The organism is Larkinella soli (assembly GCF_003703975.1).
GTDB lineage: Bacteria > Bacteroidota > Bacteroidia > Cytophagales > Spirosomataceae > Larkinella > Larkinella soli.
The window spans coordinates 31,454-56,555 of record NZ_QTJY01000002.1; the positions used below are offsets into that span (position 1 = coordinate 31,454).

Here is a 25,102-nt window from a genome sequence, read left to right on the forward strand (position 1 = left end):
CCCCGGACCTTTTGTTTAAAACCCGAAATAGCTTTCGGCGTTGCGGTAACAGATGTCCTGCACCAGCTTGCCGATCCATTCGACATCGTTCGGAAGCTCGCCGTTTTCGACATCCCGGCCGAACAGGTTGCAGAGAATCCGACGGAAATATTCATGCCGGGGATACGACAGGAAGCTGCGTGAATCAGTCAGCATCCCGACGAACCGGCTCAGCAACCCCATGTTGGACAGGGCGTTGATCTGCCGCTCCATACCGTCCTTCTGATCCAGGAACCACCAGCCCGACCCGAACTGTATCTTGCCCGGCATTGAGCCGTCGTTGAAGTTGCCGATCATGGTCGCCATGATCTCATTGTCGGCCGGATTGAGGTTGTAGAGGATGGTTTTGGCAAGCTGGTTCCGGTCGTCGAGCCGGCCCAGGAACCGCGCCAGCGGGCGGGCCTGCCTGAAGTCGCCGATGCTGTCCCAGCCGGTATCCGGGCCTAAGGTTCTCAGCATCCGCTGGTTATTGTTCCGTAGCGCGCCCAGGTGAAACTGCTGCGTCCAGCCTTTTTCCCAATCCCACTCCGCAAACCGGTCCAGCATGAAGGATTTGAACTGGAGCTTTTCGGTTTTACTCATCGGCACGTCGAACAGCAGCTTCTGGAAGATGATCCGGACGACGGACTCCGTATAGGGCTGGGCGTAGACGGTTTCCAGGCCGTGGTCGGATAGGCGGCAGCCCATCGAAGCGAAATAGTCATGCCGCTGTTTCAGGCACTCCAGGTAGTCGTCCAGGGTGCGGATCTCGCGGTTACAGACCTCCGCCGTCCGGCTCACATACGCCTGAAACGTAGCCACATCGTCGGCCGCCATCGCCTTGTCGGGCCGGAACGTGGGCAGCACCCGGACGCCGAAATCGGCGTCTGCGATGGTTCTATGGTGTTCCAGCGAGTCCAGCGGGTCGTCGGTGGTGCAGACCACCCGGACGTTGAAATGCTTCAGCAGGGTTCGCGTCGAGAGGCCGGGCAACTGTTCCGTACAGGCGTCGTAGACCTCGCGGGCGGTATTTTTATTCAATACCGTTTCGACCCCGAACGGATTTTTGAGTTCCATGTGGGTCCAGTGGTACAGCGGGTTCCGCATGGTGTAGGGTACGGTTTCGGCCCACTTCTCAAACTTCTCATAGTCCGAAGCGTCGCCGGTGCAGTAGCGTTCCGGTATGCCGTTGGTCCGCATGGCCCGCCATTTATAGTGATCGCCATAGAGCCAGATCTGGGTCAGGTTCTCGAACCGCCGGTCGGCCGCAATCTGATCGGGCGGCAGGTGGCAGTGATAATCGATGATCGGCATGGCCCGGGCATACTCGTGATAGAGCCGCCGGGCGGTTTCGGTCTGGAGCAGAAAGTCCTCATCCAGAAACGATTTGATGGTATTGTCGACAATCATGGGGGTGTCAGGCTGGTTTTTCCGTGAAAAGCCGGGTGGGCCGCGGTTTTACCCAAACCGGCGCGTTCGGCTTCAGAGATTACTTCGTTCGATGCCCAGCATCAACCCCCGGAGTTCGGCCAGACCGCGGAGACGGCCGATGGCCGTATAGCCGGGGTTGGTCCGTTTGCCCGAATTGAGGTCGTCGAGCATCTTGTGGCCGTGGTCCGGGCGGAACGGCATCCGCAGGTCGGTTCTGCCCTCCTCCTCCCGGCGTCGCTGCTCCCCGAGCAGGGCACTCATGACGCCGAACATATCGACGTCGCCGGCCAGGTGGTCGGCTTCGTAGAAGTTGCCGAGTTCATCCCGCTTCGTACTCCGCAGGTGGATGAAATGAATCTGCGGCCCCAGCCGATCGACCATCCCGATCAGATCGTTATCGGGCCGGACGCCGTAGGAGCCGGTGCAGAAACACAGGCCGTTGGCCTCCATCGGGGCAGCGTCCAGTAATTGCCGGGCGTCGGATTCCGTACTGACTACCCGGGGCAATCCCAGGATCGGGTACGGCGGATCGTCGGGGTGAATCGCCAGCCGGACGCCCGCATCCTGCGCCACCGGGGCGATTTCCCGCAGGAAGGCATACAGGTTTTCCCGCAGTTCGCGGTCCCCGATGTGTCTGTAGACGTCGAGCGCAGCCTGAAACTGCTCCACGGTATAGCTCTCTTCCGAGCCAGGCAGTCCGGCGATGATGTTCCGCTGGAGTTTGCGGGCTCCGGCTTCGTCGAGGGCCTCGTAGCAGGCTCTGGCGCGCTGGATTTGTTCCGGGGAATAATGGGCTTCGGCCCCCGGCCGTTTCAGGATATAGAGTTCGAATGCCGCAAATTCGGCCGCGTCGAAGCGGAGGGCCGTCGAGCCGTCGGGCATCGGGAAGTCAAGGTCCGTCCGCGTCCAGTCCAGCACCGGCATGAAATTGTAGCAGACCGTGTCGATGCCGCAGGCGGCCAGATTGACGATGGATTCCTTATAGTTTTCGATATACTGCTGAACGCCCTCGGTCCGGGTCTTGACGGCCTCGTTGACCGGGATACTTTCGACGACCGACCACGTCAGGCCGGCCCGTTCGATTTCGGCTTTCCGGTTCCGGATTTCTTCGACGGTCCAGACCTGACCGTTCGGGATGTGGTGGAGGGCCGTGACGACGCCGGTGGCTCCGGCCTGTCGGACATCGGCGAGACTTACGGGGTCGGTGGGGCCAAACCAGCGCCAGGTTTGTTCTAATGCCATAGATGGGATGTTTTGATTGAAAAGGAAGGCGGCAAAATGCTCTACTCTTTTTTTCCGCTTTTCGGTAGGTTTGCAGCCGAAATGCCTTATTGGAGAACAGGTAACTCACTTTGTCCATGACCTCCGTCCCTTCCGGAAACTTTCGCTGGCGTATTGTCCTGCTGTTGTTTTTCGCGACGACGATCAACTACATCGATCGCCAGGTGCTTTCCTTTACGATGATCGACGAAGAATTCCGGCGGGAGATGATGGACATTCCGGAGGGCCAGAGCCTGACGCAGGGTGAGCAGGACGAGTTCAAGGTGCTGTACAGCTACGTCGATACGGCCTTCAAGGTGGCCTACGCGCTCGGGTTTCTGCTGATCGGCTGGCTTGTCGACCGGGTCGGCACGAAGCGCGGCTTTTCCATCGCCATCGTCCTCTGGAGCATTGCGGGGGTGCTGAACGCCTTCATCGGATCGCTACGGGGCCTGAGCCTCGTCCGGTTCATGCTGGGCATCGGCGAAGCGGGCAACTTCCCCTCGGCCATGAAGTCGGTGGCGGAGTGGTTTCCGAAGAAGGAACGGTCGTTTGCGGCCGGCCTGTTCAATGCCGGGGCCAACGTCGGTGTCATCGCCACGGCCGCCCTGGTTCCCTGGCTGACGATTCAGTATGGCTGGCGGTTTTCGTTTATCGCCACCGGGGTGCTGGGTTTTCTGGTGCTGATCGCCTGGCTGCGGACCTACCGCCCTCCTGAAGAACACCCCTCCGTCAGCCGGCAGGAACTGGCTTATATTCAGCAGGATCATGAGGAGGAAGTGCCCGAAGAGAAGCTGTCGTGGTGGCGGCTGCTGGGTTTCCGGCAGACCTGGGCCTTCATCGTCGGCAAGTTCATGTGCGACCCGATCTGGTGGTTTTACCTGACCTGGCTCCCCGACTTTTTCAACAGCAGCGAATCCCTCGACCACCGGCTCGACCTGAAAAACGTCGGCCTGCCGTTCCTGGTCATCTATATCGTTTCCGACGGGGGCAGCGTCCTGTTCGGCTGGCTGTCGTCCAAATTCATTCACCTCGGCTGGTCGGTGAACCGGGCCCGCAAGACCACCATGCTGATCTGCGCCCTCTGCGTGCTGCCGATCTTCTTTGCGGCCCAGACCAACAGCATTTACGTGGCCATCGCCCTGATTTCGCTCGCAACGGCGGCACACCAGGGCTGGGCCGCCAATTTGTATACCTTTGCCTCGGATATGTTCCCGAAAAGTGCGGTGGCTTCGGTTACCGGCATCGGCGGGATGTTCGGTGCGGTCGGCGGTATCGTGCTGGCGGCCGTAGCGGGCAATATCCGGGTCAATTTCGGCTACCTGCCCCTGTTCCTGATCGCCAGTTCGACCTACCTGATCGCGCTGGTCATCATCCACTCGCTGAGCCCGAAACTGGAACCGGTGAACAAGAAGGAACTGGAGAGCCTGGGAGTTTGAGGAATTGTTGAGTGAATGAATTGTTGAATGATTGAATAAAGCTCCGCAGTGCCGAAAATGGCAACGCCAATTCAATCATTCCATTATTCAACAATTCAACAATTCAATTAATCAATCATTCAACAAATCAACAATTCAACAATTGTTTTCCGTCGTCACCTTCGGCGAGGTCATGATGCGGCTCTGTCCGCCGGGCTTCGCAAAATTTGAACAGGCCCATTCCCTGAACGTCGTTTACGGCGGTACGGAAGCCAACGTGGCCGTTTCCCTGGCCTGTTTCGGTTGCCGGACTACCCACATCACCCGCTTCCCTGACCACGCGCTGGGCCGTTCGGCGGCCGCCACGCTGCGGTATCACGGGGTCGACACGTCCTACATCCGGTATGGAGAGGGCCGTCTGGGGTTGTATTTTCTGGAAACCGGGGCCGTCAGCCGCGCCAGCCAGATCATCTATGACCGCTATGACTCGGCTTTTTCGCTGATCAAACCCGGCGACGTCGACTGGGAAACGGTGCTTCAGGGCGCCGACTGGTTCCACTGGTCGGGCATCACCCCGGCCCTTTCGCAGAACGCCACCGACTGCCTGGCCGAAGGCATCCGGACCGCCAACCGGCTGGGTGTAACCGTGTCGGGCGACATTTATTTCCGGAGCAACCTCTGGAAGTACGGCAAGCGCCCGCAGGACGTTCTGCCCGAACTGACCGCCGGCTGCGACCTCGTGCTGGGCAATCGCCAGAATTTCGATGAACTTTATGGGGTAAAAGCTGAAACATTCGAGGAAGCGTGTAAGGGCATGAAGGTGATATTCCCCCGAATTCGTTACTTTACGGATACCGAGCGCCAGTCGGTCAGTGCCTCGCATAACCGGCTGACCGCAAAAATTTTTGACGGCACGACCACCATTTCGTCCCGGGAGTACGACATTACCCACATCGTCGACCGGATCGGGGGCGGAGACGCTTATCTGGCCGGACTGATCTACGGAATGCTGCATTCGGACGACCTGCAGTTTGCGGTCGAGTTCGGCGCGGCCGCTTCGGCGCTCAAGCATACCGTCGAAGGCGACGCCAACCTGGTTTCGGCGGAAGAAGTGGAAGCGCTGGTGGGCGGGGATACCTCCGGGCGGCTGAGACGCTGACCCAAACCGGCAGGATCGGATTTAATAGTAGGAATCAGTACAAAACCTCTCCGGTGGAAGCACCTGATCGTTTTTGCCGGGAAGGAGGAAATACCATATGGCTCGATTTTCACGTTTAGACGTCTACCAGACCATCCGGCAAACGCCGGTGGTTCCCGTGTTTTACCATGCCGACCCGGAGGTTTGCCGGGAGGTGCTGGGGGCCTGCTACCGCGCCGGCATCCGGGCTTTCGAGTTCACCAACCGGGGCGATTTTGCCCACGAACTGTTTGCCGAACTCAATAAACTGGCCGCCCGGGAGTATCCGGAGATGATCCTCGGCGCCGGCACCCTGGTGGAAGCGCCCACCGCGGCCCACTACATCCAGCTGGGGGCGAATTTCATCGTCGGGCCTTCTTTTCACGAATCCATCGCCCGCGTCTGCAACCGCCGGAAGGTGGCCTATCTGCCGGGTTGTGCGACCCTGACCGAGATTTCGGCCGCCGAGGAAATGGGGGTCGAGATCGTGAAGGTCTTCCCCGGCGACACCGTCGGGCCGGGTTTCGTCAAAGCCGTAAAGGGACCGATGCCGTGGACGAGCATCATGGTGACCGGGGGCGTCGAACCGACGACCGAAAGCCTGAAAACCTGGTTCGGGGCCGGCGTCACCGCCGTCGGGATCGGCTCGCAGCTGTTTCCGAAAGAAGCCCTGAAAAACCGTCAGTTCGACCAGATTGAAACCAAAGCGAGGGAAGTCGTCGCCATTCTGTCTTCTCTGAATTCATAATTTTATTTGCCCAGCTCTACGACCATGACACGACTGAACCGTTCCAGCCACCAGGCTCCCACCCCCCCCGAGCGCGTCCTGCAATTCGGCACCGGCGTCCTGCTCCGCGGATTGCCGGATTACCTGATCCACCAGGCCAACGCCCAGGGCCTTTTCAACGGCAGTATCGTCGTGGTGAAGTCGACCGGGGGGGCCACCGACGAGTTTGCGGAGCAGGACGGTCTGTATACGGTCGTGTCCCGGGGGATTCATAAAGGCCGGCCGGTCGACGAAAAAACGGTGGTTTCGGCCATCAGCCGGGTTCTTTCCGCCAAAGACGACTGGAAAGCCGTGCTGGACGTCGCCAAAAAGCCGACCCTGCAAATCATCATCTCCAATACCACCGAAGTCGGTATTCAGTATGTCGAGGAAAGTATCTTTCAGAGCCCGCCCCAATCTTATCCCGGCAAGCTAACGGCCTTCCTATACGAACGCTTCAAGAACTTCGGCGGCAGCCGCAATAAGGGCATGGTGGTGATCCCGACGGAGCTGATCACCGACAACGGCCTGAAGCTGCGCGACATCGTCGAGAAGGTGGCAAAGCACAATGAACTGGGCCGCCTGTTCATGAAGTGGCTGAAATACCACGTCCGTTTCTGCAATTCGCTGGTCGACCGGATCGTTCCCGGAAAGCCGGATGCAGCCACCCACGAGCAGTTGCTCGAGGAACTGGGCTATCAGGACCGCTTGCTCATCATGGCCGAGCCGTACCGGCTCTGGGCCATCGAGGGCGACGACCGCGTCCGGAGTATGCTGACCTTCGCCAAAGCCGACGAGAACATCATCATCGACGAAGACATTACCTTCTACCGGGAGCGGAAACTCCGGGTGCTGAACGGCGGGCATTCCATCAGCGTTCCGCTGGCCTACCTGCTGGGGCTGGAAACCGTCAGTGAAATGATGCAGCACCCGCTGATGAGCCGGTATGTGGAGGAGGTCATTACGCAGGAGATCGTTCCGACCCTGCCGGAATGGATGATCCCGGAAGAGAACCCCGAAGCCGTCCGCGAGTTTGCCGCCGATGTGCTCGACCGCTTCCGCAACCCGACCATCGAGCACCTTCTGCTCAGCATCACCCTGCAGGAGACGTCGAAAATGAGAGCCCGCAACCTGCCGACGATTCAGCGCTATGCCGAAAAATTCGAGCAGTTTCCGCAGCGCATGGCCCTGGGCTTTGCGGCTTACCTGCTGTTCATGAAGGCCGTCCGGACTGAAGAAGGAGCGTTCTGGGGCGAAATTTCGGCTAAGGGCGGAATTCTCTCCTACCCTATCCGCGACGACCACGCCGACTATTTCTACAAACTCTGGCAGCAGGTAGACGTCCATGATGCGGCCTCGGTCCGCAATTTCGTGCAGACGGTCTGCGCCGATACCATGTTGTGGGAAACGGATCTGAGCCAGATCGCCGGCTTCGGCGACGCGGTGGCCGAACACCTCAGCAACCTGCTGACCCTAGGGGTGGAAGCCACCCTCGAACGGCAGTGGGTGACGGCCTGAGTTCAGGACCAGCGGCTGAGAAACTGATTGAAGGCATCCTTGTACTGATCACTCACCGGAATGGTGGCCTGACCGATCTGGATGGTGTTGCGCGTTACGGCTTCGATTTTGTCCAGCGCCACGATGAACGAGCGGTGAACCCGCATGAACCGCCGGGGAGGCAGCTTGTCTTCCAGTGCCTTCAGGCTCGTTAGGGAAAGAAGCGGCCGGTTCACTCCCTCGGACCGGTCTTTCCGGAGGTGGACTTTAACATAGTCTTTCAGCCCTTCGATATACAGAATATCATTGAAGGCGATCCGGACCAGGTGGTATTCGACCTTCAGAAACAGGTATTCGTCTTCAGGTTCGGGGGCGGCCGCCGGAGCCAGGGCCGGAGCGGTATTGCGGTTGATCAGATCGAAATAGGTTCTTGCCTTATTGGCGGCCCGCAGAAACTCCTCATAGTTGAACGGTTTCAGCAGGTAATCCAGCGCATCCACCCGGTAACCCTCCAGGGCAAAATGATTGTAAGCCGTGGTGAAGATAATGCGCGGACTCGTTCCCGTCGGATTTTTCTCCATCACCCGCGCCAGTTCCATGCCGGTCAGGTCGGGCATCTGAATATCCAGAAAGACCAGGTCTATAGGCTCGGCATGCAGGGCCTGAAGCGCTTCCACTGCGCTGCTGTACCGGCCGATAAGGTTCAGGAAAGGCGTTTTTTCGATAAACGTGCAAACCAGGCCCAGGGCCAGGGGTTCGTCGTCGACGGCAATGCAATTCAAGGTCATGACAGATTGAGTGACAGGTGAACCAGGTACTCGTGATCCCTCGTCTCGGGAATCACCGACAACTGGTACCGGTCAGGGTACAGCAGATCGAGCCGACGGCGCGTATTGGCAAGACCGATGCCGTTGCCCATTTCCAGCGAGGGGTTTTTCTCCGGAAAGATCGTGTTTCGTACCTCCATTTCCAATTGCTGTCCCTGCTGGCGGATGCCGATAAAGATGCGGCTGGGCAGTAGGGCGCTGACCCCGTGCTTGAAGGCATTTTCCACGAAAGGCAAAAGCAGCATGGGAGCGACCGGCACGTCGCTGAGCGGTTTAGGCTGTTCGAGCGTCACGTTCACCTTGTCGGTCAGGCGGAGCTGCATGAGCTGGATATAATCCTGAACGAAGGAAATTTCCTTGCTGAGGGTGGTAGTGTCGCTGCCGGTTTCATACAGGACGTACCGCATCATGCGCGAAAGCCGGTGCAGGGCTTCGCGGGCGGCTTCGACGTCGATCAGCGTCAGGGCGTAAATATTATTCAGGGTATTGAAGAAAAAGTGCGGGTTGATCTGCGCCTTCAGAAACAGCAGTTCGGAACCGATCCGGGCCTGTTCGAGGCTCTGGCGCAGCTGGGCGTCGTCCTGCCATTTCTGCACGACGGCGACGCTGGTGCTGGTACCAAGGATCAGCAGCGTCGTCAGGATACTTGGCTGAACCCAGCCGTACCGCTTGACGCGCCCTCCGCCGTCGGGATGAAATGCCTTATGGACCAGTTCCGAGAGGTTAAAGCCGCGTTCGACGCCCCAGAGACACAGGATGACCAGCGTAGCGGTTCCCAGAACGGAAAGGATATACAGGGAGTTCCGGTCGCGGAACAGCAGCCGCGGCACCAGAACCTTGGAGTTCAGGTAAAAAGCGCCGATCAGAAGGCTAAAGTAGATTCCCTGTTTGACCCAGAAAAGCGTAGGCATGGAAACCTCCCAGCTCAGTGGCTGATAGACGAGCAGCGCAAAGCCCAGAAGCCCCCAACCCAGCATGTGGATCAACAGAGGAAAGTCGCGACGCAGTTTGATGAATGCCATTGGGATAGGATTGATTTACGGTAGCGTTCAGGTTTTTCGGAAAAGTACAAAACAACCTGGTCTCAATGCAACCAGGTTGTCCAACTACCATCTCTATAAAAATTCGACATTATATCTAGGTGAGACCCGTCAGGATAGGCCTGCACCGAATGTAACGCCTAATCGCAATGCAATCTTACGACACAATCGATGATTCCGGGAAGTCAAATCGACTAATTGCCCGGCTGTCCCGACCAATGGCCCAATTTTGCCTATTAACCTCTCCCAGACCTGAAACCCGGCCATTCTCCGTATAAAACGCCTGTTTTCCTGCCGATTGGAAAACAGGCGTTTCGGATTCATCGGTAAAAAACCGGGAACCGGCGATGTTCGTGGCTCCTTAGTCTATTGTGTTTTTTTATGTTGCAATAAGGCTGTTGTTTTGAACTGCTTTTTATTTCCAAATCGCGTCCCGACATGAAAAAGCTTTCCAGCCTCCTGTTCTTCAGTCTGATGTTTCTGGCAGTACTGCCCTCCTTTGCCCAGTTCCCCATGGGTGGTCCCGGCGGAGGAGGAGGCTCGCGGGGCGGTCAGGGCCGGTTCGGACAGCCCGGACAGGGTGATCAGAAAGAAAAGACCTTCATTCCCGGTACGGCCGACGACGACCAGCCGCGCGGGAACGGCAAAATCTCCGGTATCCTGATGGACTCCACGTCCAGCAAACCGGTCGAATACGCCACCATCGCCCTCCTCAATACGAAAACCGGCAAACCCGTCGACGGAACCACGGCCGACGGCAAAGGGAAATTTACCCTGAACCGGCTTGCGCCCGGCGAATACCGGCTTCAGTATTCCTTCCTGGGTTACCAGAATAAGACCTCCGCTATCATTAAAATAGAAAAAGGCTCCGACATCAACGTAGGCGTCGTGAAGCTGTCGCAGGACGTCCGGACGCTGAACGAAGTGACCGTCACGGGCCAGGCCGCGCTGATCGAGGAAAAAGTGGACCGGCTGGTTTACAACGCCGACAAGGATATTGCCGCCAAGGGCGGGGACGCCACCGACATTATGCGGAAGGTGCCGATGCTGACCGTCGACCTCGACGGCAACGTCAGCCTGCGGGGCAGCCAGAACGTGCGGGTGCTGATCAACAACAAGCCCTCCACGATCGTCGCCAGCAGCGTGGCCGACGCTCTCAAGCAGATTCCCGCCGACATGATCAAATCGGTGGAGGTCATCACCTCCCCTTCGGCCAAATACGACGCGGAAGGATCGGCCGGGATCATCAACATCATTACGAAAAAGAACACCCTTCAGGGCGCCACGCTGAATTTCGACCTGGGAACGGGGAACCGCAGTTCGAACCTGAACCTTAACGCCAGCTACCGGCAGGGTAAGATGGGGTTCAACCTCGGCGGTTTCGGTCGGGCCATGTACAACGTGAAAGGGGCCTTCTATAACAACCAGACCACCTTCGGCCAGTACCGCACCACCACGACCGTTCAGACGGCCGACACCCGCAACCACGGCATTTTCGGAAACTACCAGTTCGGCTGGGATTACGACATCGACAAGAACACCGCCCTTTCGGCCAGCGTCCGGTACGGTATCCGGAACATGATCAACGTCCAGAACAACCTCCAGACCCAGACCTTCATCGGCCTGCTGTCGAGTATCTCGGGCCGGAACGTCGAATCCAAGAATCTGTCGGGAACCGTCGACGCCAACGTCAGCTACACCAAGACCTACAAGACCAACCAGGAACTGAGCGTTCTGGGGCTTTACAGCCGCAACAACAACACGAACAACTTCGTGGCCGACCTGCTCAACGGCGTCGATATGCACACGATCACGGGCCGCCAGCGGAACGACAACCTGAGCTACAATCAGGAATCGACCCTCCAGATCGACTACCAGACCCCCCTCCGGCGAAATCAGCTGCTGGAGTTCGGCGGGAAGGGCATTTTCCGGAACGTGAACAGCGATTATAAGTATTACATCGCCAACGGCGACAACGAAAACTACCAGGTCAGCTCGCTCCAGCCGGCCAACACCCTGGACTACGACCAGAACATCACCGCTGCCTATGTGGCCTATACGTATGCCAGCAAAACCAAATGGACCTTCAAGGCCGGCGGCCGGTATGAATATACGTTCATCAACGCCCGCTTCAGTCAGGAGCAGGACGGCGGTCAGCTCAGCGACATTCCGGACTACGGTGTTTTTGTACCGAGCGTAAACCTCTCCAAGTCCATCAAGGGCGGCAAGATCATCAAGGTGGGCTATAACCGCCGGATTCAGCGGCCCGGTATCCAGTTCCTGAACCCGAACATCAACTCGGCCAACCCGACCAACATCAGCCAGGGGAACCCCTACCTCCGGCCCGAATACACCGACAACGTCGAACTGGGGATGAGCGGTCAGATCAAGAAATTCTATCTGAACGCCACCCTGTTTGCCCGCCGGTCGAACAACAACATCACCAGCGTCCGCGATACGGCCACGCGCAACATCGGCAACGTGACGAACCCGGTGTATCAGCAGATCATCAATACGACCTACCAGAACATCGGCTACGAGGATGCCTACGGGGTCAACCTGTTCACGAACGTAACGCTGTTCTCGAAATGGCAGATCGGCGGGGGCCTCGACCTGTATCACACCTTCCTGACCAACAACAACGACATCGGCATCTACGGCGCGTCGAACCAGGGCTGGGTGGTGTCGGGCCGGCTGTTCACGAACGTAACCCTGAAGAACGGCTGGGGCATCCAGGGCTTCGGGGGCGGTCGGGGCCGTCAGATCACGCTTCAGGGCTACCAGGGCAGCTTCGCCTTCTATAACCTCGGCGTCAAGAAGGATTTCAACAACAAACGGGGCAGCATCGGGATAGCCGCCGAAAACTTCTTCAATCACCCGTTCAAGGTTCGGTCGGAGTCAAGTTCTCCGATTCTCTCCCAGTACAGCGTCAACAGCATGTATAACGCCGGCGTCCGGGTGAACTTCAGCTACCGTCTCGGCAAGATGAGCTTCGACGGCTCGGGCTTCAGCATCGGCCGTCGCCGGAAATCCATCAACAACGACGACGTCAAGAGCGGTGGCGACAGCGACGCGGGCGGTGCGGCCCAGCCCCAGCAGCAACAGGGCGGCCAGGGTGGCGGACGTCCGCGGCAATGATTCCAGAAACTTTGAAATGAAACTCAAAATCAGTACCTTTTTCCATCTAAAACCTTTCCTTCTATTATGAGAACCAAACCATTCGTCGCCGGGCTTTTAGCCGTTGCTTTGCTGGCAGGCAGCCCGATCATGCAAACCGCAACCGCCGGAGGGAACGACCGTGGACCGGGCAAGGCCGTCGCGAAAACAACCACCTATTCCGTCGATACCGAAAAGAGCACACTGGTCTGGAATGCCAAAAAGGTGGGGGGCGAACACACGGGGAACATGAAACTTTCCAAAGGGGAGATTACGGCCAACGGAAATAAACTGACCGGCGGTACCTTCGTCGCCGACGTGACGACCCTGACCGAGAACAAGAACAACGAGCGCGTGGTCAACCACCTGAAGTCCGACGACTTCTTCGCCGTGGAGAAAAACCCGACGGCTACGTTCAAGATCACGAAGGTAACCCCAATTGCCAACGCCAAAGCCGGTGAGCCGAACTATACGGTCACGGGCGACATGACCATCAAGGGCAACACGAACCCGCTGACCTTCCCGGCCGTGGTGAAAATCACGAACGAGGACGTCGAGGCTTCGGCCCAACTGGAAGTCAACCGGATTCCGTTCGACATCAAATACCGGGCCGCCATCATCGGCACTGCGGCCGACAAGATCATCGACGATAACTTTACGCTCGACCTGAAGCTGTTCGCCAAGAAATCGAAACCGATGTAAGCCTGCTTCCGGAACGGCCGTCGGTATAAAACCGCTCAACGAACCAACTGACTGACAACCCAATGGAAACGACACGACGCGGGTTTGTCGCTATACTGACGGCCCTTCCTTTTCTCTCTTTTTTCTCGTCCGGATTCGGATCGAAGCCCCGGCGGCTCCCTCCCACTCCACCCTGCGACGATCACGACGATCCGACCCCGTCCCAGACGGAAGGCCCCTACTTCAAACCTGCTTCGCCCGAACGCTCCAGCCTGCTGGAAAAAGGAGCCTCCGGCACCACGCTGGTGCTGACCGGCCGGGTGCTGAATACCCGCTGCGAACCGGTCGCCCATGCCCTGCTGGACTGGTGGCACGCCGACGATTCGGGGAATTACGACCATACCGGCTTCCGGTTCCGGGGGCATCAATACACCGACAAGGCCGGCAATTTCCGGCTGGAAACCATCGTTCCCGGACTCTACCCCGGCCGCACCCGGCATTTCCACGTAAAAGTACAGGCACCGAACCGGCCCATTCTGACCACGCAGCTTTATTTTCCGAAAGAACCCCAAAACCGCCGGGACCGCATCTTCAACCCGGCCCTGCTGCTGGAGTTTCCCCGGAAAGACGAGCCCAACACGGCCAGTTATACCTTTGTGCTGAATACCTGATCCCTTACAAACTTTTACCGCCCTGCATGATGAAGTCTATACGCTTCGGTCTGGCTCTCGGTCTGCTGACGGGAGCCGTTTTTTTTACCGCCCACGCCCAGCAGGCCCACGTGAACCTCGACTGGAATCCCCAGAAAAACAGCCAGAACCTGAATCCGTTCGGTGCGAACGTCATCTCACCGGAAGTCCACGACGACCACCGGGTGACCTTCCGGCTGAAAGCGCCGGAAGCCAGGCAGGTGCAGTTGACCGGCGGACCGATCCTGCTCGCGCTGAAGGCCGACCAGCCGATCCCGTTCCGGAAGGAAACCGACAGCCTGTGGACGCTGACGGTGGGGCCGGTCAAACCGGACATGTACGTCTACCGACTGATCGTGGACGGGGTGACGGTGGTCGACCCGAACAATACCCTGACCGGCTTTTCCGACCAGCCCGGCTACAGCCAACTCGTGGTACACGGCGACGGACCGGCCTATTACGATGCCCGGAACGTGCCGCACGGAACGGTGACGCGGCACGTCTACCATTCCGACGTGCTGAATGGCGAACGCGAAGTTTACGTATATACCCCTCCCGGTTATTCACCGAAAAAGAAATATCCGGTGCTGTACCTGCTGGGCGGCAGCGGGGAACTGGCCTCGACCTGGTCGCTGGACGGCCGGGCTAATTTCATTGCCGACAATCTGATTGCGGAGGGAAAGGCCGAGCCGATGATCATCGCCATGCCTAACAATCAGGTGGTTCACCGGATGGACCCGCGCCATCTGGAACGGTCCTTTCCGCTGTTCGAGCAGGAGCTTCGGAAGCACATCGTCCCGTTTGTCGACAAAAATTACAGCACCCGGGCCGACCGCCGAAGCCGGGCGCTGGCCGGACTTTCGATGGGCGGACGGCATACGCAGCTGGTCGGTTTCAAATGCCTCGATCTGTTCAGTTCCTTCGGCTGCCTGAGTTCGGGGGATCCCGACACGGAAAAAAACAGCGCCGACTTTCTGAACGATCCCGACGTAAACCGGAAGGTCGATTTTCTGTTCATCGGCCAGGGCACGCATGAAGTCAACACCATCGGACGGCGGGCGGTGGCCCTGCACGAAGCCCTGCAGAAGCACAACGTCCGGCACGAATACTACGTGGGAGGGGACGGCGCCCACGACTGGAGCACCTGGCGGCACCTCCTGTATTACCGCTTCCTGCCCGGTTTATGGAAGGCTAAAAACCAATAAAGCCAGGGTTTTACCCCGCGAACCCTATCCGGTAAACGTCGGTTCAGTACCGGGTCAGGCGGTTGTTGTTTCCCCGTCCGTCCACCGAATATTTACCGGCCCCAAGAAAAAACAGCGTCCCGTAAATCAGGAGGTACAGGATGGGCATTTCCCTTTTGAAGAAGGGATCGGCGGAATGGGCGAAGAAGATGACCACCAGCATATTGATTATCAGCAGAAGAGCCGCCAGACGGGTTTGAAACCCGATCAGCAGGAGCAGCGAGCCGCCGAATTCGGCCAGCATGGACAAAACCAGTGAAGGGGCGGTGCCGATGCCGATGGGGTCGGCGAATTCGAAATTGCCGTTCAGGATCTTGGTCAGCTTGGGGACACCATGCGTCAGCATGAGCCCTGCAACCCCGATACGCAAAAACAACAGCCAGATCTGCACTCCCGACGGCTTCGCACTGGTTCCTAATAGTGGTTTCATAGAAAGACCATTTTACTGAATGAGGGTATTTTCCCAATAAACACTTCTGAGCCTCATCTGTTCAGGGAACGGGTACAGATCAATGATAGGCTCCAGTAATCCTTTCTTCGGAAGACGGCCTGAAAGCCGTCTTTTTATTTACAGTTAAATCATTCTTATTAAGAGATTCAGGGGCTATTCATCAAATTTTTAAATAAGTTTTCTTGCGGATATATCTAAATTTTAAAATGGAATTTTTTAGAGAATTTGATCCTGATTCATACTGATTTTGAAATCTTTTATACATTTAGCGCCTTTATTTTATTCGGAGGCCTGATGCAACCATTTAGTTATAGAAGTATACCTGTTTCTATATTAGGTATCGTTTCCAATCGTTTTATTGCCTCTTATGTTTCCAGTATTGCGAAAGAAATTTCGGTGCAGAGCCGGATCGTCTTCAGCAGGCTGGACGCGGTCTCGATGCTGGAACGCCGACGGGCGGACTGGGTACTGGCCGACAGTACCTTCGCTGAGTCCGATCTATTCGAACTGATCGACGACCTGAGGCTGATTCAGCCGGACCTTCGCCTGCTGGTGCTGGTTGATAACACGGCGATGGAAAAAGAGTCTGCCGACCGCCTGATTCACAGTCTGAAGCCGGATGTCATCTGCGGCTTTCACGACCTACCGCTCTGTCTCCAAAGCATTTCCCTGCGAAAACGTCTGCTACCCTCCCTCCCTAAACACGCTCTTCCTGACCCGTTTCCCGGCTGGAAAGAACTCAGTGAGCGCGAAAAGGAAGTCCTTCGTAAACTGGCTGAAGGCAAATCGACCTCCGAAACGGCAATGGAGCTGAACATCAGCCCGAAGACCGTGGAGAACCACAAAACCAGCATCTCGGCCAAGCTGTATGTGAACGGGGGGCCGGGGTCGCTGCTGCGTTTTATCATGAAAAACAGCGTAACGATCTTGTCGACCAAAGAGTAAGTTCAGTTACCAAATTAAGGAACCAACCCTACCTTACGCTCCATCCTCGCTCATTAATAAAGGAGAAAACCAGGAGAGTTTTGCCGTGAATTAAAACACGGTTTTCCCTTTGTTAAAATGAAGAGAAGTCTCTACCTTGCAGGGCGATATCGCCATTTTTTTACCAATTTATTATTAGTTTTAACTCTTTGTTTACAGTCTTTTAAAACTGTTAACATCTGCACCTCTTTTTCAGCCTCGGATCGATTTAAACCGTCGAACGACGGCTCTTTAAGTATGGACGTGAATCGAATCAGGACAGGGACCATTCCCGGTTTTGCGGGCGAATTCCTCAAACCGACGCCTTTTACGCCGTATACTACGCGGTTCGGCGGTGGGGTGCGCGATCTTGACCCGATTCGGTTCACCCTGACTGCGTCCGAGGCTCGGATTCGGGTCGGGCAGCCGTTGATGCTGACCATTACCGCCCAGTACCGGGCCTTGCATCCGGGCCTTCTTGCCACCCTTCCCGGCTTTGACGCCTTCCGGCTGCGTGTGATTTTTCCCGAGGGTTTCGAATCGACCGGCGGTACCTACGTGGACGGGGTGCAGGGCCAACTCTCTCCCTCCCATCCTATTGTTACCTATACCATAGCAGGCCGGTTTTCACGGCACGTTCCGGATGCAACCTTCCGGTTGTTGCGCGGCTCGGACCGGACAGATGGGAACAGTCTGTATATAGAAAAAAGCCGGTTGACGCTCCGGTTCCAGGCCTCCGCGGAGCCGGATTCCCGGGCGGCCCGGATCGCGGCCGTTTCCAACGGAGAAGGCCATATCGATAATGCAGGTTGCTCAGGCGTGAACGGCTGGGCCGCCGACCGGAACAATCTCAATACCTCGATCCCGGTCGATTTTTACATCGATGGAACTTATGCCGGCTCCACCACCGCGTCGAATTACCGAAACGACATAGCCGGTTATCTGGGCGACAACGGAAACCACGGCTTCAGCTGGTCGGTCCCGGCCGGATTTCAGACGGGGGGCAATCACACCGTAGAAGCCCGATTCGGCGGAACCTCTCAGGGGCTGAACAGTGGTCCGAAAACCTATACTTGCGCCACGGTTTCCGCCTGCAATTTTGCCGTTTCGGCGACACTCAATACCGCTACCCCCTCCTGTGGAGCCGGGGTCTCGTTGAACGCCCCCTGTACCGGAACCGACTGCGGCAGTGTTTCCTATACCTGGAACAACGGCCAGAATGGGCAGCAGATCAACATCACCGCCCCCGCCAGCAACACCAGCGTCACGTATTCGGTAACGGCCTCTAAAGCCGGCTGTACGGCCAAAACCGCCCAGACGACGCTGACCGTTTCGGGCTGCGGCAGTAGCGGCAACAGTCCCCTACTCAACGGCGAAGGCCACATCGACAACGCCGGCTGTTCGACCATTAGCGGCTGGGCCGCCGACCGCGGCCGTCCCAACACGGCCGTCAGCGTTGACTTCTACATCGACGGCACCCTGGCCGGTACGGTGCCGGCCAACCAGTATCGCAACGATCTGGCGGTGGCTCTGGGCGATAACGGCAATCATGGTTTTAACTGGTCAGTACCCACGGGCTTTCAGGCCGGCGGCAGTCATGTAGTGGAAGCCCGTTTTTCAGGCTCCACCCAAGGATTGAACAGCGGCCCCAAGACCTACAGCTGTGCCTCGGTATCGGGTTGTAACTTCAGCGTCAGTGCTACCGCCAGCACGGCTACGCCCGCTTGTGGGGCCGGCTTTACCCTGAATGCGCCCTGCACCGGACCAGACTGTAGTGGAATCAATTACAGCTGGAACACCAGCCAATCCGGCCAGCAGGTTAGCCAGACTGCCCCAACCACCAATTCCAGTGTTACCTATACGGTGACGGCAACCCGGACAGGCTGTTCGGCTAAAACCGCTCAGACGATCATTACCGTGAACGGGTGCCCTTCGCCGGTCCAGGTGATCAGTGGAGAGGGGCATATCGATAATGCCAGTTGCTCGACCGTGAATGGCTGGGCAGCCGATCGGGCACGCTTGAACACGTCGATCCCGGTCGACTTTTATATCGACGGTGCCTTTGCCGGCTCGACGACTGCCGGCCAGTACCGGGGTGACATTGCCGGCTACCTGGGAGACAACGGAAACCACGGCTTCAGCTGGCCGGTCCCGGCGGGATTCCAGACCGGCGGCAACCACACGGTTGAGGCTCGGTATGGTAGCACGTCTCAGGGTTTGAACAGTGGGCCCAGGACCTTTGCCTGTACCGGCACCTCCACCAACTGCAACTTCGCCGTCTCGGCTACGGCCAGCACCGGCACACCCGCCTGTGGAGCCGGTGTCACCCTGAACGCTCCATGCACAGGGACAGATTGCGGCAGTGTTTCCTACAGCTGGAATACAGGCCAGAACAGTCAGCAGATCACCACCACGGCACCGGCGAGCAACACCAGCGTCACCTATTCAGTGACGGCTTCGAAAGCCGGCTGTACCAGCAAAACCGCCCAGACGACATTGACCGTGTCCGGCTGCGGTAGCAGTGCCCCGATCAACGGAGAAGGCCACATCGACAATGCCGGCTGCACCAGCGTCAACGGCTGGGCCGCCGACCGCGCCCGGCCGAACACGCTCATCAGCGTCGATTTCTACATCGACGGCACGCTGGCCGGCACGGTGCCGGCCAATCAGTACCGCCACGATCTGGCCGTGGCCCTGGGTGACAACGGCAACCACGGCTTCAGCTGGCCGGTGCCGGCGGGTTTCCAGACCGGAGGCACCCATGTGGTGGAGGCTCGCTTCAGCGGTACAAGTCAGGGCCTGAACAGTGGAGCGAAGACTTACAGTTGTGCCTCGATTTCGGGTTGTAATTTTAACGTCTCGGCTACCGCAAATACGGCCAGCGCATCCTGCGGAGCAGCTATTACCCTGAACGCACCTTGTACAGGAAATGACTGCGGAAACGTCGCTTATAGCTGGAATACGGGTCAAAGCGGTCAGCAGGTAACCACCACAGCACAAAACGCAAACGGAACGGTAACCTATTCAGTTTCGGCCGCAAAAAGCGGTTGCACTGTCAAAACGGCTCAGGTAGGGGTCACGATAAACGGATGCAATTCAACCAGTTCCTACCAGCCAATGGGCCGGGCAGGTACCCGCCGGGACCAGTTTTTCATTTCAAAGTCATCGCCGGAGAATGGCACTATTTCCATCACGGATATTTCCAATTATTCCGGCCCTGGCGGGGAGTACAGGGCTCTTTACTTTGTCAATGATACGTATGTAGGACAGGCATTGAACGGTTACAAACTTCCTGTCAACGGAAAGTTTGTTATTGATAAACTGATTTCCAAAGCCCCTGTTTCTACTGTAAACGGCTATCAGCGAGTAGAAAATCTAACACAGCATGATGACCAGATCCCCAATCTGATTTTAAGCTGGCATCAGGAAATTATTGACACGCAGGATCCAAGAACCGCCATTCCTGGGGAGCAGCCGATTGGAAACGGGGTATTACTACCGCTCCAACCTGAATGGTTACTTAAAACCAATACCTGGTGTGCTCAAGCCGTTAAAGATGCCCCGTTGCCGGCAATACCGACACCGATGGGTAAATACTACGGTGGTCTTGTTCAGGAAGGGAAAAACTTTTCCCTGGAAGAGCATCGGCAAAAAGGATGGAATGTTTTTAACCTTTCTTCAGCAGCAGATCATGAAAGGCAGGAAATACCTGGAATTAGCGGCTACAATAATGCCCTGGCACAAATTGGAGAATCCTTTAATCCCAGTTCTTTTGATCAGGGAAGAAGGGTAGCTGAACATCTTGGTTCTCGTTTTGCTCGCCTTCAGATTGACCAGATGGAGGAGGGACACCTTCCTTATGAGAGTCCGGCCTATATCGGAATGTATGAACGATTAAGGGAGATTAACGAGGGAGATAACCGAAATGTGCTGTTATTCGGTGGATATGGCCAGGCTAATGTTCGCTATGGGATTATCCGGAATTTTTCACCTGCGGAAGGAGGTCAGCGCGATCCAATGAACTTCTCCAATTTTGTCCAACGATACCAGAACCAGGCTGAAGCTCGAAATAGATTTAACGGAACACCCGACCGATTCTATGAAAACCGGTTTGCCGGAAAATCATTTCATAGCATTGGAATGCAGCAATTGATACAATTTTATCCCCAAACGGTTAATGAGGTCGACGTTCCCTATGTCAAACTACATGAAGTCGATATCATGCTAAAACAGGACCCTGGACGCCGGCCAATCGGTTTTCTCTGGCCTTGGCGAGAATATGCAGGTGGTCCTGCCGGAGGTCAGAACAGCTACCAATGGGAACATATTACAACCAATCCACAGGGAATTCTTACCAAAATCGGGCATAGTAGCTGTGGTTTAATCGCGCCTGAAATATTTGCCTTCGACATGATGGTTCGGGGAATAGGCTTGGTATTCTGGAATAACTATAGTTTCTGGACAGACGACCCGAATGCGATTACCGGTAACGATATCATTTCATGGAATCCGACCATCCCTGGTACGCCGTTTAACTATATCTCTGAAGCCAGCCCCAGAAAACCTGCAACCCCCTTAATTGGGTATGATGCCGCCCATGTCGGCAAGGATAAGGCTTTGAAGGCTTTACAGTTTTTAGGAACCTCAGAGCCCGAATGGAAATACATAAGGTACTCTGAAGATAACGGAAATTCCTGGAGAGAAGCCCCTGAGCATGCCATTCTGTTAAATGCGAAGGATTATAAGCCTATGGTAATGCAATTGCGAAATTCTGCAAACGGACGTCGAGTGATATGGACATTTGACCCTTACTGCCCTCCTAATATTACCAAGCAGTTAAAGGTTGATCTTGGCGATAAGATGCTTGATGTTCCACTTAAAGGAAACTTTTTGCACTTAATTTTAATAAATTAATATTTGTTTGTATAGGCAAAATTTGCGGAATCAAGTTATTGAAACCGCAAATTTTGCTCATCCTTTTAATTGTTATCCATGGAAAATCAAATTGCGAATAATAGATTAATTTCTTCTATATATGATTTATTTTTTGGCCGTCGTTGGAAGGTAAAGACTTCTTTTTTATGTTGCTTTTTATGTTTGCTTTTGAATAATCCGGACTATTATAGCTTCTGTTCGCATACTAGCTTTCACCCGGAGTTCAAAGACTTTGAATATAACTGGACTGCCCTCTACCAGCAGATCCAGGATCCATTTAGCGTACACCTTCATAAAATAACTTCCCATCAATCCAAAAGAACTTTTCGATTGACCCCGATTTTTTTGGGAAAAATCTCACCTTTTAAAACAGCTCTTGGCAAAATCATAACTCTTTTTGCTATTCAACATTTATTGGGCTTACTCTTCTTCTACCTTTTTGCTCATCTTATTTATTCCATCACAAAAGATGCTCTATTTTCCTTTCTCTGCACACTCGGAACGTCACTATTCTATCTTGGAAATGCTTTCTTCTGGGATACTTATGGCTGGTTTGACGGGTTCGCGTATTTTCTATTATTGGCCGGGATGATTGGGATTGTTAATAAAAAGTACTTTTTAACATTTATATTACTTTCTTTTGCTTATTGGACGGATGAACGTGCCATTATTATCTCTCCTTGTTTGTTATTATGGGATTTGATGTATCATTATAACTTCCCTCAAAATAAAGATAGCATAAAAATATCTCCATTTGCTATATTATATCCATTTTCCCTTATGATCTATATTAGCGCCCGACAGTTTTTATCTTTTACTTATGATATGCATACACCTATGGGATTCAATGCACTCGTCGGACCAAAGATGATTTTAATAAATATGCAAGCAATGCCTTTTTCATTAATTGGGGTATTCGAAGGTTATTGGATATTTATTATACGCTTAGGATTTTTGCTTTTTAAGGATCGGAACCTCAAGCTGCTCTTAACCTTGGGAATAATATTTTCAGCTTCTACTATTATTTCCTACTGTGTAATCGATGTTACTCGTAGTATGACCTATACTTTTCCTCTTCTAATTATTGCCATGTTTTGGTGCTATAAAAGTCGAGGTTCTGAAAACCTAAATAAATTATCCTTTCTTGCCACCTGCGTGTCATTCATTGTACCTGACTTGTTCTTTCTGGGCAAAAGTCCGGTCGTCATGTTCAATTATTTTCAATTAAAAACTCTGCTGGGCGGGTTGTTCTCATAAAGTATTCGAACATCCCGCCCAGCTGAGTTTTACTACGTCTACTCTTCAAAACTGATACATCACCTTGAGCCGCACGCCGGCCGACATCTGGTTCAGGCTGTTAGGTCGGGTACGGAAGGGCGTCCAGATGTAGGGGCTGGCCTGAAACGCCCAGTGGCTTAGCGCTTTTTCAATCCCGATGCTCCACTGCCAACTGTTATAATACTTTTTGTCGCTATCTGAATAGAATTCCTTCTGCTTGAAGTCATACGGCCCCACCCGATGGGTAAAGCCGATGTACTCACGGGGTTGAAGGCTTAGGCTCGCCCCTACCGCCGGGATGATATACAAACGGTTCCCCATCGGAAGCCGGTACCCCAGGGTCAGCGGCAGCTGCCAGCTGGCGGCCCTCCGGTTGATGTCCATGATCTCGAATCGCGGGTCGACCGGCACGACATTCCCGTACTTGTGCCGGAAATCCATCTTGGTCCGGACGTTGAACTGGATGTCCGTCAGGAACTGATCACCCGAGATTTTAAGCCGGTTCAGCCCTACACCCAGTACCAGATGCTCACCCACCAGCACCTCTCCGGCCAGCCCGATATTCCACTGGCCCAGGCCCAGCTCCGTACTCGGCCCCAACCGGAACCGCACCAGTCGGGAGGGTTCTTCGACCACCGGTTGAACGGCAGGAGCGGACGAACTGCCCAGCGCCGAAGCCGAAGGCCGAATGCTCCGTGACTGCCGACGGTAGGTCTCGACAAAATACGAAGAATCAAAGGAAAGCGGCCGGCCGGCCAAAGGCTCTACCACCAGGGCGGTCCGGTTTTCCGACGGAGCCGCATTGCCGCCGTACAGGTCCGGTCGGGCATCCCGGGCATCCTCCACGAGGGAGCCGGAGTGGTTAAAGCCGGGATCAGCCCCATTCGGCCGGTTGGGATCCAGTTGGTTAGGAGTGCGTCCGCTGCCGGGATAGGTCGGCCGGTCGCTTTCGGAACGCAGCGGCTCGCGGACCGTGCCGTTCCGGTCCGCACCGGATGACCCGGTGTTTTGATTGGGAGCATTCGCAGCAAGGCCACGCTCCGGTTCCGTGACCGGCCGCAGCGGCTCCGCGGGTCCCGAGGGCTGCGAATTCCGGCGGTCAGCCTGGGTTTCCGGGTAGCGGTTTGTCTGGTCGGCAAACCGTTCAGCCGCGCCGTCGGTGGGCGGAAGCTGCGTTCGGGGCTGGACCCTTCGATCCTCCAAAGGCAAAGAAGGCAAATCGGCAGAGGGGGTCGCCCCAGCGGCCGGAACCTCTTGAACGATATAGACGGTATCCGGGCGTATTTCGGCCGGCAGCTCCCGCTGAAGGATCGCGACCGTATCCCGTAGGGTGTCGACTTTCCGGCTCAGTTCCTGATTGGTCCGGTATTGCCAGACGGAAGTGATGACCAGACCGGCCACCGTAGCCGCACTGACGGCAGGCATCAGCCATTGTAGGCCTCCGCCAATGGAGGGCACGCCGTGCCGACGCAGAAATGAACGGAGTTGCAGCCAATCCTTTTCGCGGAAGGGAGGGTCTACGCCCTCCAGTTTCTCTCGTATAGATTCCCCAAATTTATCTGTTTTCATGGTAACGAACTGGAATCGCTGGATCAGATGGAAAAAGGTGCGGATAGGCAGACCGGATGGCCTGCTGAAGGCGCTGGCGGGATCGCAGAAAATGGGAACGGATGGTGGCTTCATTACTTTGAAGCACCTCGGCGATCTCCCGCAGGCTGTAGCCGTCCACCACGTGCATCGAAAACACGGTTCGGTAGGCCGGCGGCAGTTGCTGGACCAGCGCCAGAATCTCATCGGCCGAAATCCGGTCGATCACATTGTCGTCAAACGGTACGTCCTGCCCTGCTTCCAGATTGGTGCTGATATCCAGCTTATGGTATTTTCGGTAATAACTGATGGACGTGTTGATCAGAATCGTCCTGAGCCAGGCCTTGAAGGGATGCGTTGCATCGTATTGATGAAGCCGCTGAAACACTTTCAGAAAGCTTTCATTCAGTACCTCCTCAGCCTCCTCCACGGTGGCTGAATACCGCAGGCAGATACTCTTGGCATACCCGTAAAATTTTTTGAACAATACCCGCTGAGCCTGGGCGTCATGCGAGCGGCAGGCTTCTATCACACTCTCCAGGTCGTTCTCCGCAAAAGAGGGGCGCTTTCGGAACAGCAAGGCCTTGGTAATTAAGTAAATGATTCACTCATGTTTATCCAATACGCCGGGAACCGGCCGTTCGTTGCAGCTCCCGGCCACTTTTTTTTATCTTTTTCCGATCC

General features: G+C 55.7%; 18 protein-coding genes. 11 read left to right on the top strand and 7 right to left on the bottom strand.

All coding sequences use genetic code 11. The features are described from left to right. Positions 1 to 15 precede the first annotated feature (15 nt). Together uxaC and uxuA are read right to left on the bottom strand one after the other, a co-directional pair. The gene (gene uxaC / locus DX909_RS06390; protein ID WP_128544321.1) at positions 16 to 1,428 is read right to left on the bottom strand and encodes a glucuronate isomerase; all 1,413 of its coding nucleotides are present in this window, start codon (positions 1,426 to 1,428) and stop codon (positions 16 to 18) included. 72 nt (positions 1,429 to 1,500) lie between these two features. Further along, positions 1,501 to 2,691 (bottom strand): mannonate dehydratase, encoded by a 1,191-nt coding sequence (gene uxuA, locus DX909_RS06395; protein WP_128544322.1) that lies wholly within the window; start codon positions 2,689 to 2,691, stop codon positions 1,501 to 1,503. A 116-nt stretch (positions 2,692 to 2,807) separates the two neighbouring features. On the opposite strand from uxuA, the gene DX909_RS06400 reads away from it, so the two are divergent. The 4 genes from DX909_RS06400 (at position 2,808) to DX909_RS06415 (ending at position 7,588) form a co-directional block, all read left to right on the top strand. Continuing rightward, positions 2,808 to 4,148, top strand: coding sequence for an MFS transporter (locus DX909_RS06400; protein ID WP_128544323.1), 1,341 nt, complete (start codon positions 2,808 to 2,810; stop codon positions 4,146 to 4,148). 142 nt (positions 4,149 to 4,290) lie between these two features. Beyond that, positions 4,291 to 5,286 carry a sugar kinase gene (locus DX909_RS06405; protein WP_128544324.1) on the top strand — a complete coding sequence of 332 codons (996 nt, stop codon included), beginning with the start codon at positions 4,291 to 4,293 and terminating at the stop codon, positions 5,284 to 5,286. A gap of 97 nt (positions 5,287 to 5,383) precedes the next feature. Next, a complete protein-coding gene (locus DX909_RS06410) occupies positions 5,384 to 6,052 on the top strand; it encodes a bifunctional 4-hydroxy-2-oxoglutarate aldolase/2-dehydro-3-deoxy-phosphogluconate aldolase (protein ID WP_128544325.1) in 669 nt (222 codons plus the stop codon). Positions 6,053 to 6,076: 24 nt separating this feature from the next. Then, positions 6,077 to 7,588 (top strand): tagaturonate reductase, encoded by a 1,512-nt coding sequence (locus tag DX909_RS06415; RefSeq protein WP_128544326.1) that lies wholly within the window; start codon positions 6,077 to 6,079, stop codon positions 7,586 to 7,588. A 2-nt stretch (positions 7,589 to 7,590) separates the two neighbouring features. Here the strand turns inward: DX909_RS06415 and DX909_RS06420 are convergent, their stop codons facing one another. Both DX909_RS06420 and DX909_RS06425 read right to left on the bottom strand, forming a co-directional pair. Next, the gene (locus DX909_RS06420; RefSeq protein WP_128544327.1) at positions 7,591 to 8,355 is read right to left on the bottom strand and encodes a LytR/AlgR family response regulator transcription factor; all 765 of its coding nucleotides are present in this window, start codon (positions 8,353 to 8,355) and stop codon (positions 7,591 to 7,593) included. Continuing rightward, positions 8,352 to 9,416 carry a sensor histidine kinase gene (locus DX909_RS06425; protein ID WP_128544328.1) on the bottom strand — a complete coding sequence of 355 codons (1,065 nt, stop codon included), beginning with the start codon at positions 9,414 to 9,416 and terminating at the stop codon, positions 8,352 to 8,354. Before DX909_RS06425 ends, DX909_RS06420 begins: the two co-directional genes overlap by 4 nt. A gap of 456 nt (positions 9,417 to 9,872) precedes the next feature. Between DX909_RS06425 and DX909_RS06430 the strand changes: the two genes are divergently transcribed. From DX909_RS06430 to DX909_RS06445, 4 genes are all read left to right on the top strand, one after another. Next, on the top strand, positions 9,873 to 12,572 hold the full coding sequence (locus tag DX909_RS06430) for a TonB-dependent receptor (RefSeq protein ID WP_128544329.1): 2,700 nt from the start codon (positions 9,873 to 9,875) through the stop codon (positions 12,570 to 12,572). 66 nt (positions 12,573 to 12,638) lie between these two features. Continuing rightward, positions 12,639 to 13,292, top strand: a complete 654-nt coding sequence (locus DX909_RS06435) for a YceI family protein (protein WP_128544330.1) — start codon at positions 12,639 to 12,641, stop codon at positions 13,290 to 13,292. 62 nt (positions 13,293 to 13,354) lie between these two features. Further along, on the top strand, positions 13,355 to 13,942 hold the full coding sequence (locus DX909_RS06440) for a dioxygenase family protein (RefSeq protein ID WP_128544331.1): 588 nt from the start codon (positions 13,355 to 13,357) through the stop codon (positions 13,940 to 13,942). 26 nt (positions 13,943 to 13,968) lie between these two features. After that, the gene (locus tag DX909_RS06445; RefSeq protein WP_229310969.1) at positions 13,969 to 15,165 is read left to right on the top strand and encodes an esterase; all 1,197 of its coding nucleotides are present in this window, start codon (positions 13,969 to 13,971) and stop codon (positions 15,163 to 15,165) included. Positions 15,166 to 15,208: 43 nt separating this feature from the next. Here DX909_RS06445 and DX909_RS06450 read toward each other — a convergent pair whose 3' ends face one another. After that, entirely contained in the window at positions 15,209 to 15,634 is a 426-nt protein-coding gene (locus tag DX909_RS06450) for a DoxX family protein (protein WP_128544332.1), read from the bottom strand. 417 nt (positions 15,635 to 16,051) lie between these two features. Here DX909_RS06450 and DX909_RS06455 point away from each other — a divergent pair, with 417 nt between their 5' ends. The 3 genes from DX909_RS06455 to DX909_RS06465 all read left to right on the top strand — a co-directional run bounded on the left by DX909_RS06455 (position 16,052) and on the right by DX909_RS06465 (position 22,810). Continuing rightward, complete coding sequence (locus DX909_RS06455) at positions 16,052 to 16,600, top strand: helix-turn-helix transcriptional regulator (RefSeq protein ID WP_164851208.1); 549 nt, start codon at positions 16,052 to 16,054, stop codon at positions 16,598 to 16,600. 117 nt (positions 16,601 to 16,717) lie between these two features. Beyond that, complete coding sequence (locus tag DX909_RS06460) at positions 16,718 to 21,532, top strand: hypothetical protein (protein WP_128544334.1); 4,815 nt, start codon at positions 16,718 to 16,720, stop codon at positions 21,530 to 21,532. A gap of 78 nt (positions 21,533 to 21,610) precedes the next feature. Then, entirely contained in the window at positions 21,611 to 22,810 is a 1,200-nt protein-coding gene (locus DX909_RS06465; RefSeq protein WP_128544335.1) for a hypothetical protein, read from the top strand. 45 nt (positions 22,811 to 22,855) lie between these two features. Here DX909_RS06465 and DX909_RS06470 read toward each other — a convergent pair whose 3' ends face one another. Then, entirely contained in the window at positions 22,856 to 24,400 is a 1,545-nt protein-coding gene (locus tag DX909_RS06470; protein WP_128544336.1) for a putative outer membrane beta-barrel protein, read from the bottom strand. Then, complete coding sequence (locus DX909_RS06475; RefSeq protein WP_128544337.1) at positions 24,387 to 24,998, bottom strand: RNA polymerase sigma factor; 612 nt, start codon at positions 24,996 to 24,998, stop codon at positions 24,387 to 24,389. The genes DX909_RS06470 and DX909_RS06475 overlap by 14 nt, the downstream gene beginning before the upstream one ends. Between the last annotated feature and the right edge of the window lie 104 nt (positions 24,999 to 25,102).

Excerpts from the sequence above, each read along its gene's own strand:
- DX909_RS06470 (WP_128544336.1), bottom strand. The coding sequence starts at position 24,400 with ATGAAAACAGATAAATTTGGGGAATCTATACGAGAGAAACTGGAGGGC.
- uxaC (WP_128544321.1), bottom strand. The coding sequence starts at position 1,428 with ATGATTGTCGACAATACCATCAAATCGTTTCTGGATGAGGACTTTCTG.
- DX909_RS06465 (WP_128544335.1), top strand. The coding sequence starts at position 21,611 with ATGGAAAATCAAATTGCGAATAATAGATTAATTTCTTCTATATATGAT.
- DX909_RS06415 (WP_128544326.1), top strand. The coding sequence starts at position 6,077 with ATGACACGACTGAACCGTTCCAGCCACCAGGCTCCCACCCCCCCCGAG.
- DX909_RS06450 (WP_128544332.1), bottom strand. The coding sequence starts at position 15,634 with ATGAAACCACTATTAGGAACCAGTGCGAAGCCGTCGGGAGTGCAGATC.
- DX909_RS06445 (WP_229310969.1), top strand. The coding sequence starts at position 13,969 with ATGATGAAGTCTATACGCTTCGGTCTGGCTCTCGGTCTGCTGACGGGA.
- DX909_RS06400 (WP_128544323.1), top strand. The coding sequence starts at position 2,808 with ATGACCTCCGTCCCTTCCGGAAACTTTCGCTGGCGTATTGTCCTGCTG.
- uxuA (WP_128544322.1), bottom strand. The coding sequence starts at position 2,691 with ATGGCATTAGAACAAACCTGGCGCTGGTTTGGCCCCACCGACCCCGTA.
- DX909_RS06460 (WP_128544334.1), top strand. The coding sequence starts at position 16,718 with ATGAAGAGAAGTCTCTACCTTGCAGGGCGATATCGCCATTTTTTTACC.
- DX909_RS06420 (WP_128544327.1), bottom strand. The coding sequence starts at position 8,355 with ATGACCTTGAATTGCATTGCCGTCGACGACGAACCCCTGGCCCTGGGC.
- DX909_RS06410 (WP_128544325.1), top strand. The coding sequence starts at position 5,384 with ATGGCTCGATTTTCACGTTTAGACGTCTACCAGACCATCCGGCAAACG.
- DX909_RS06430 (WP_128544329.1), top strand. The coding sequence starts at position 9,873 with ATGAAAAAGCTTTCCAGCCTCCTGTTCTTCAGTCTGATGTTTCTGGCA.
- DX909_RS06435 (WP_128544330.1), top strand. The coding sequence starts at position 12,639 with ATGAGAACCAAACCATTCGTCGCCGGGCTTTTAGCCGTTGCTTTGCTG.
- DX909_RS06440 (WP_128544331.1), top strand. The coding sequence starts at position 13,355 with ATGGAAACGACACGACGCGGGTTTGTCGCTATACTGACGGCCCTTCCT.
- DX909_RS06425 (WP_128544328.1), bottom strand. The coding sequence starts at position 9,416 with ATGGCATTCATCAAACTGCGTCGCGACTTTCCTCTGTTGATCCACATG.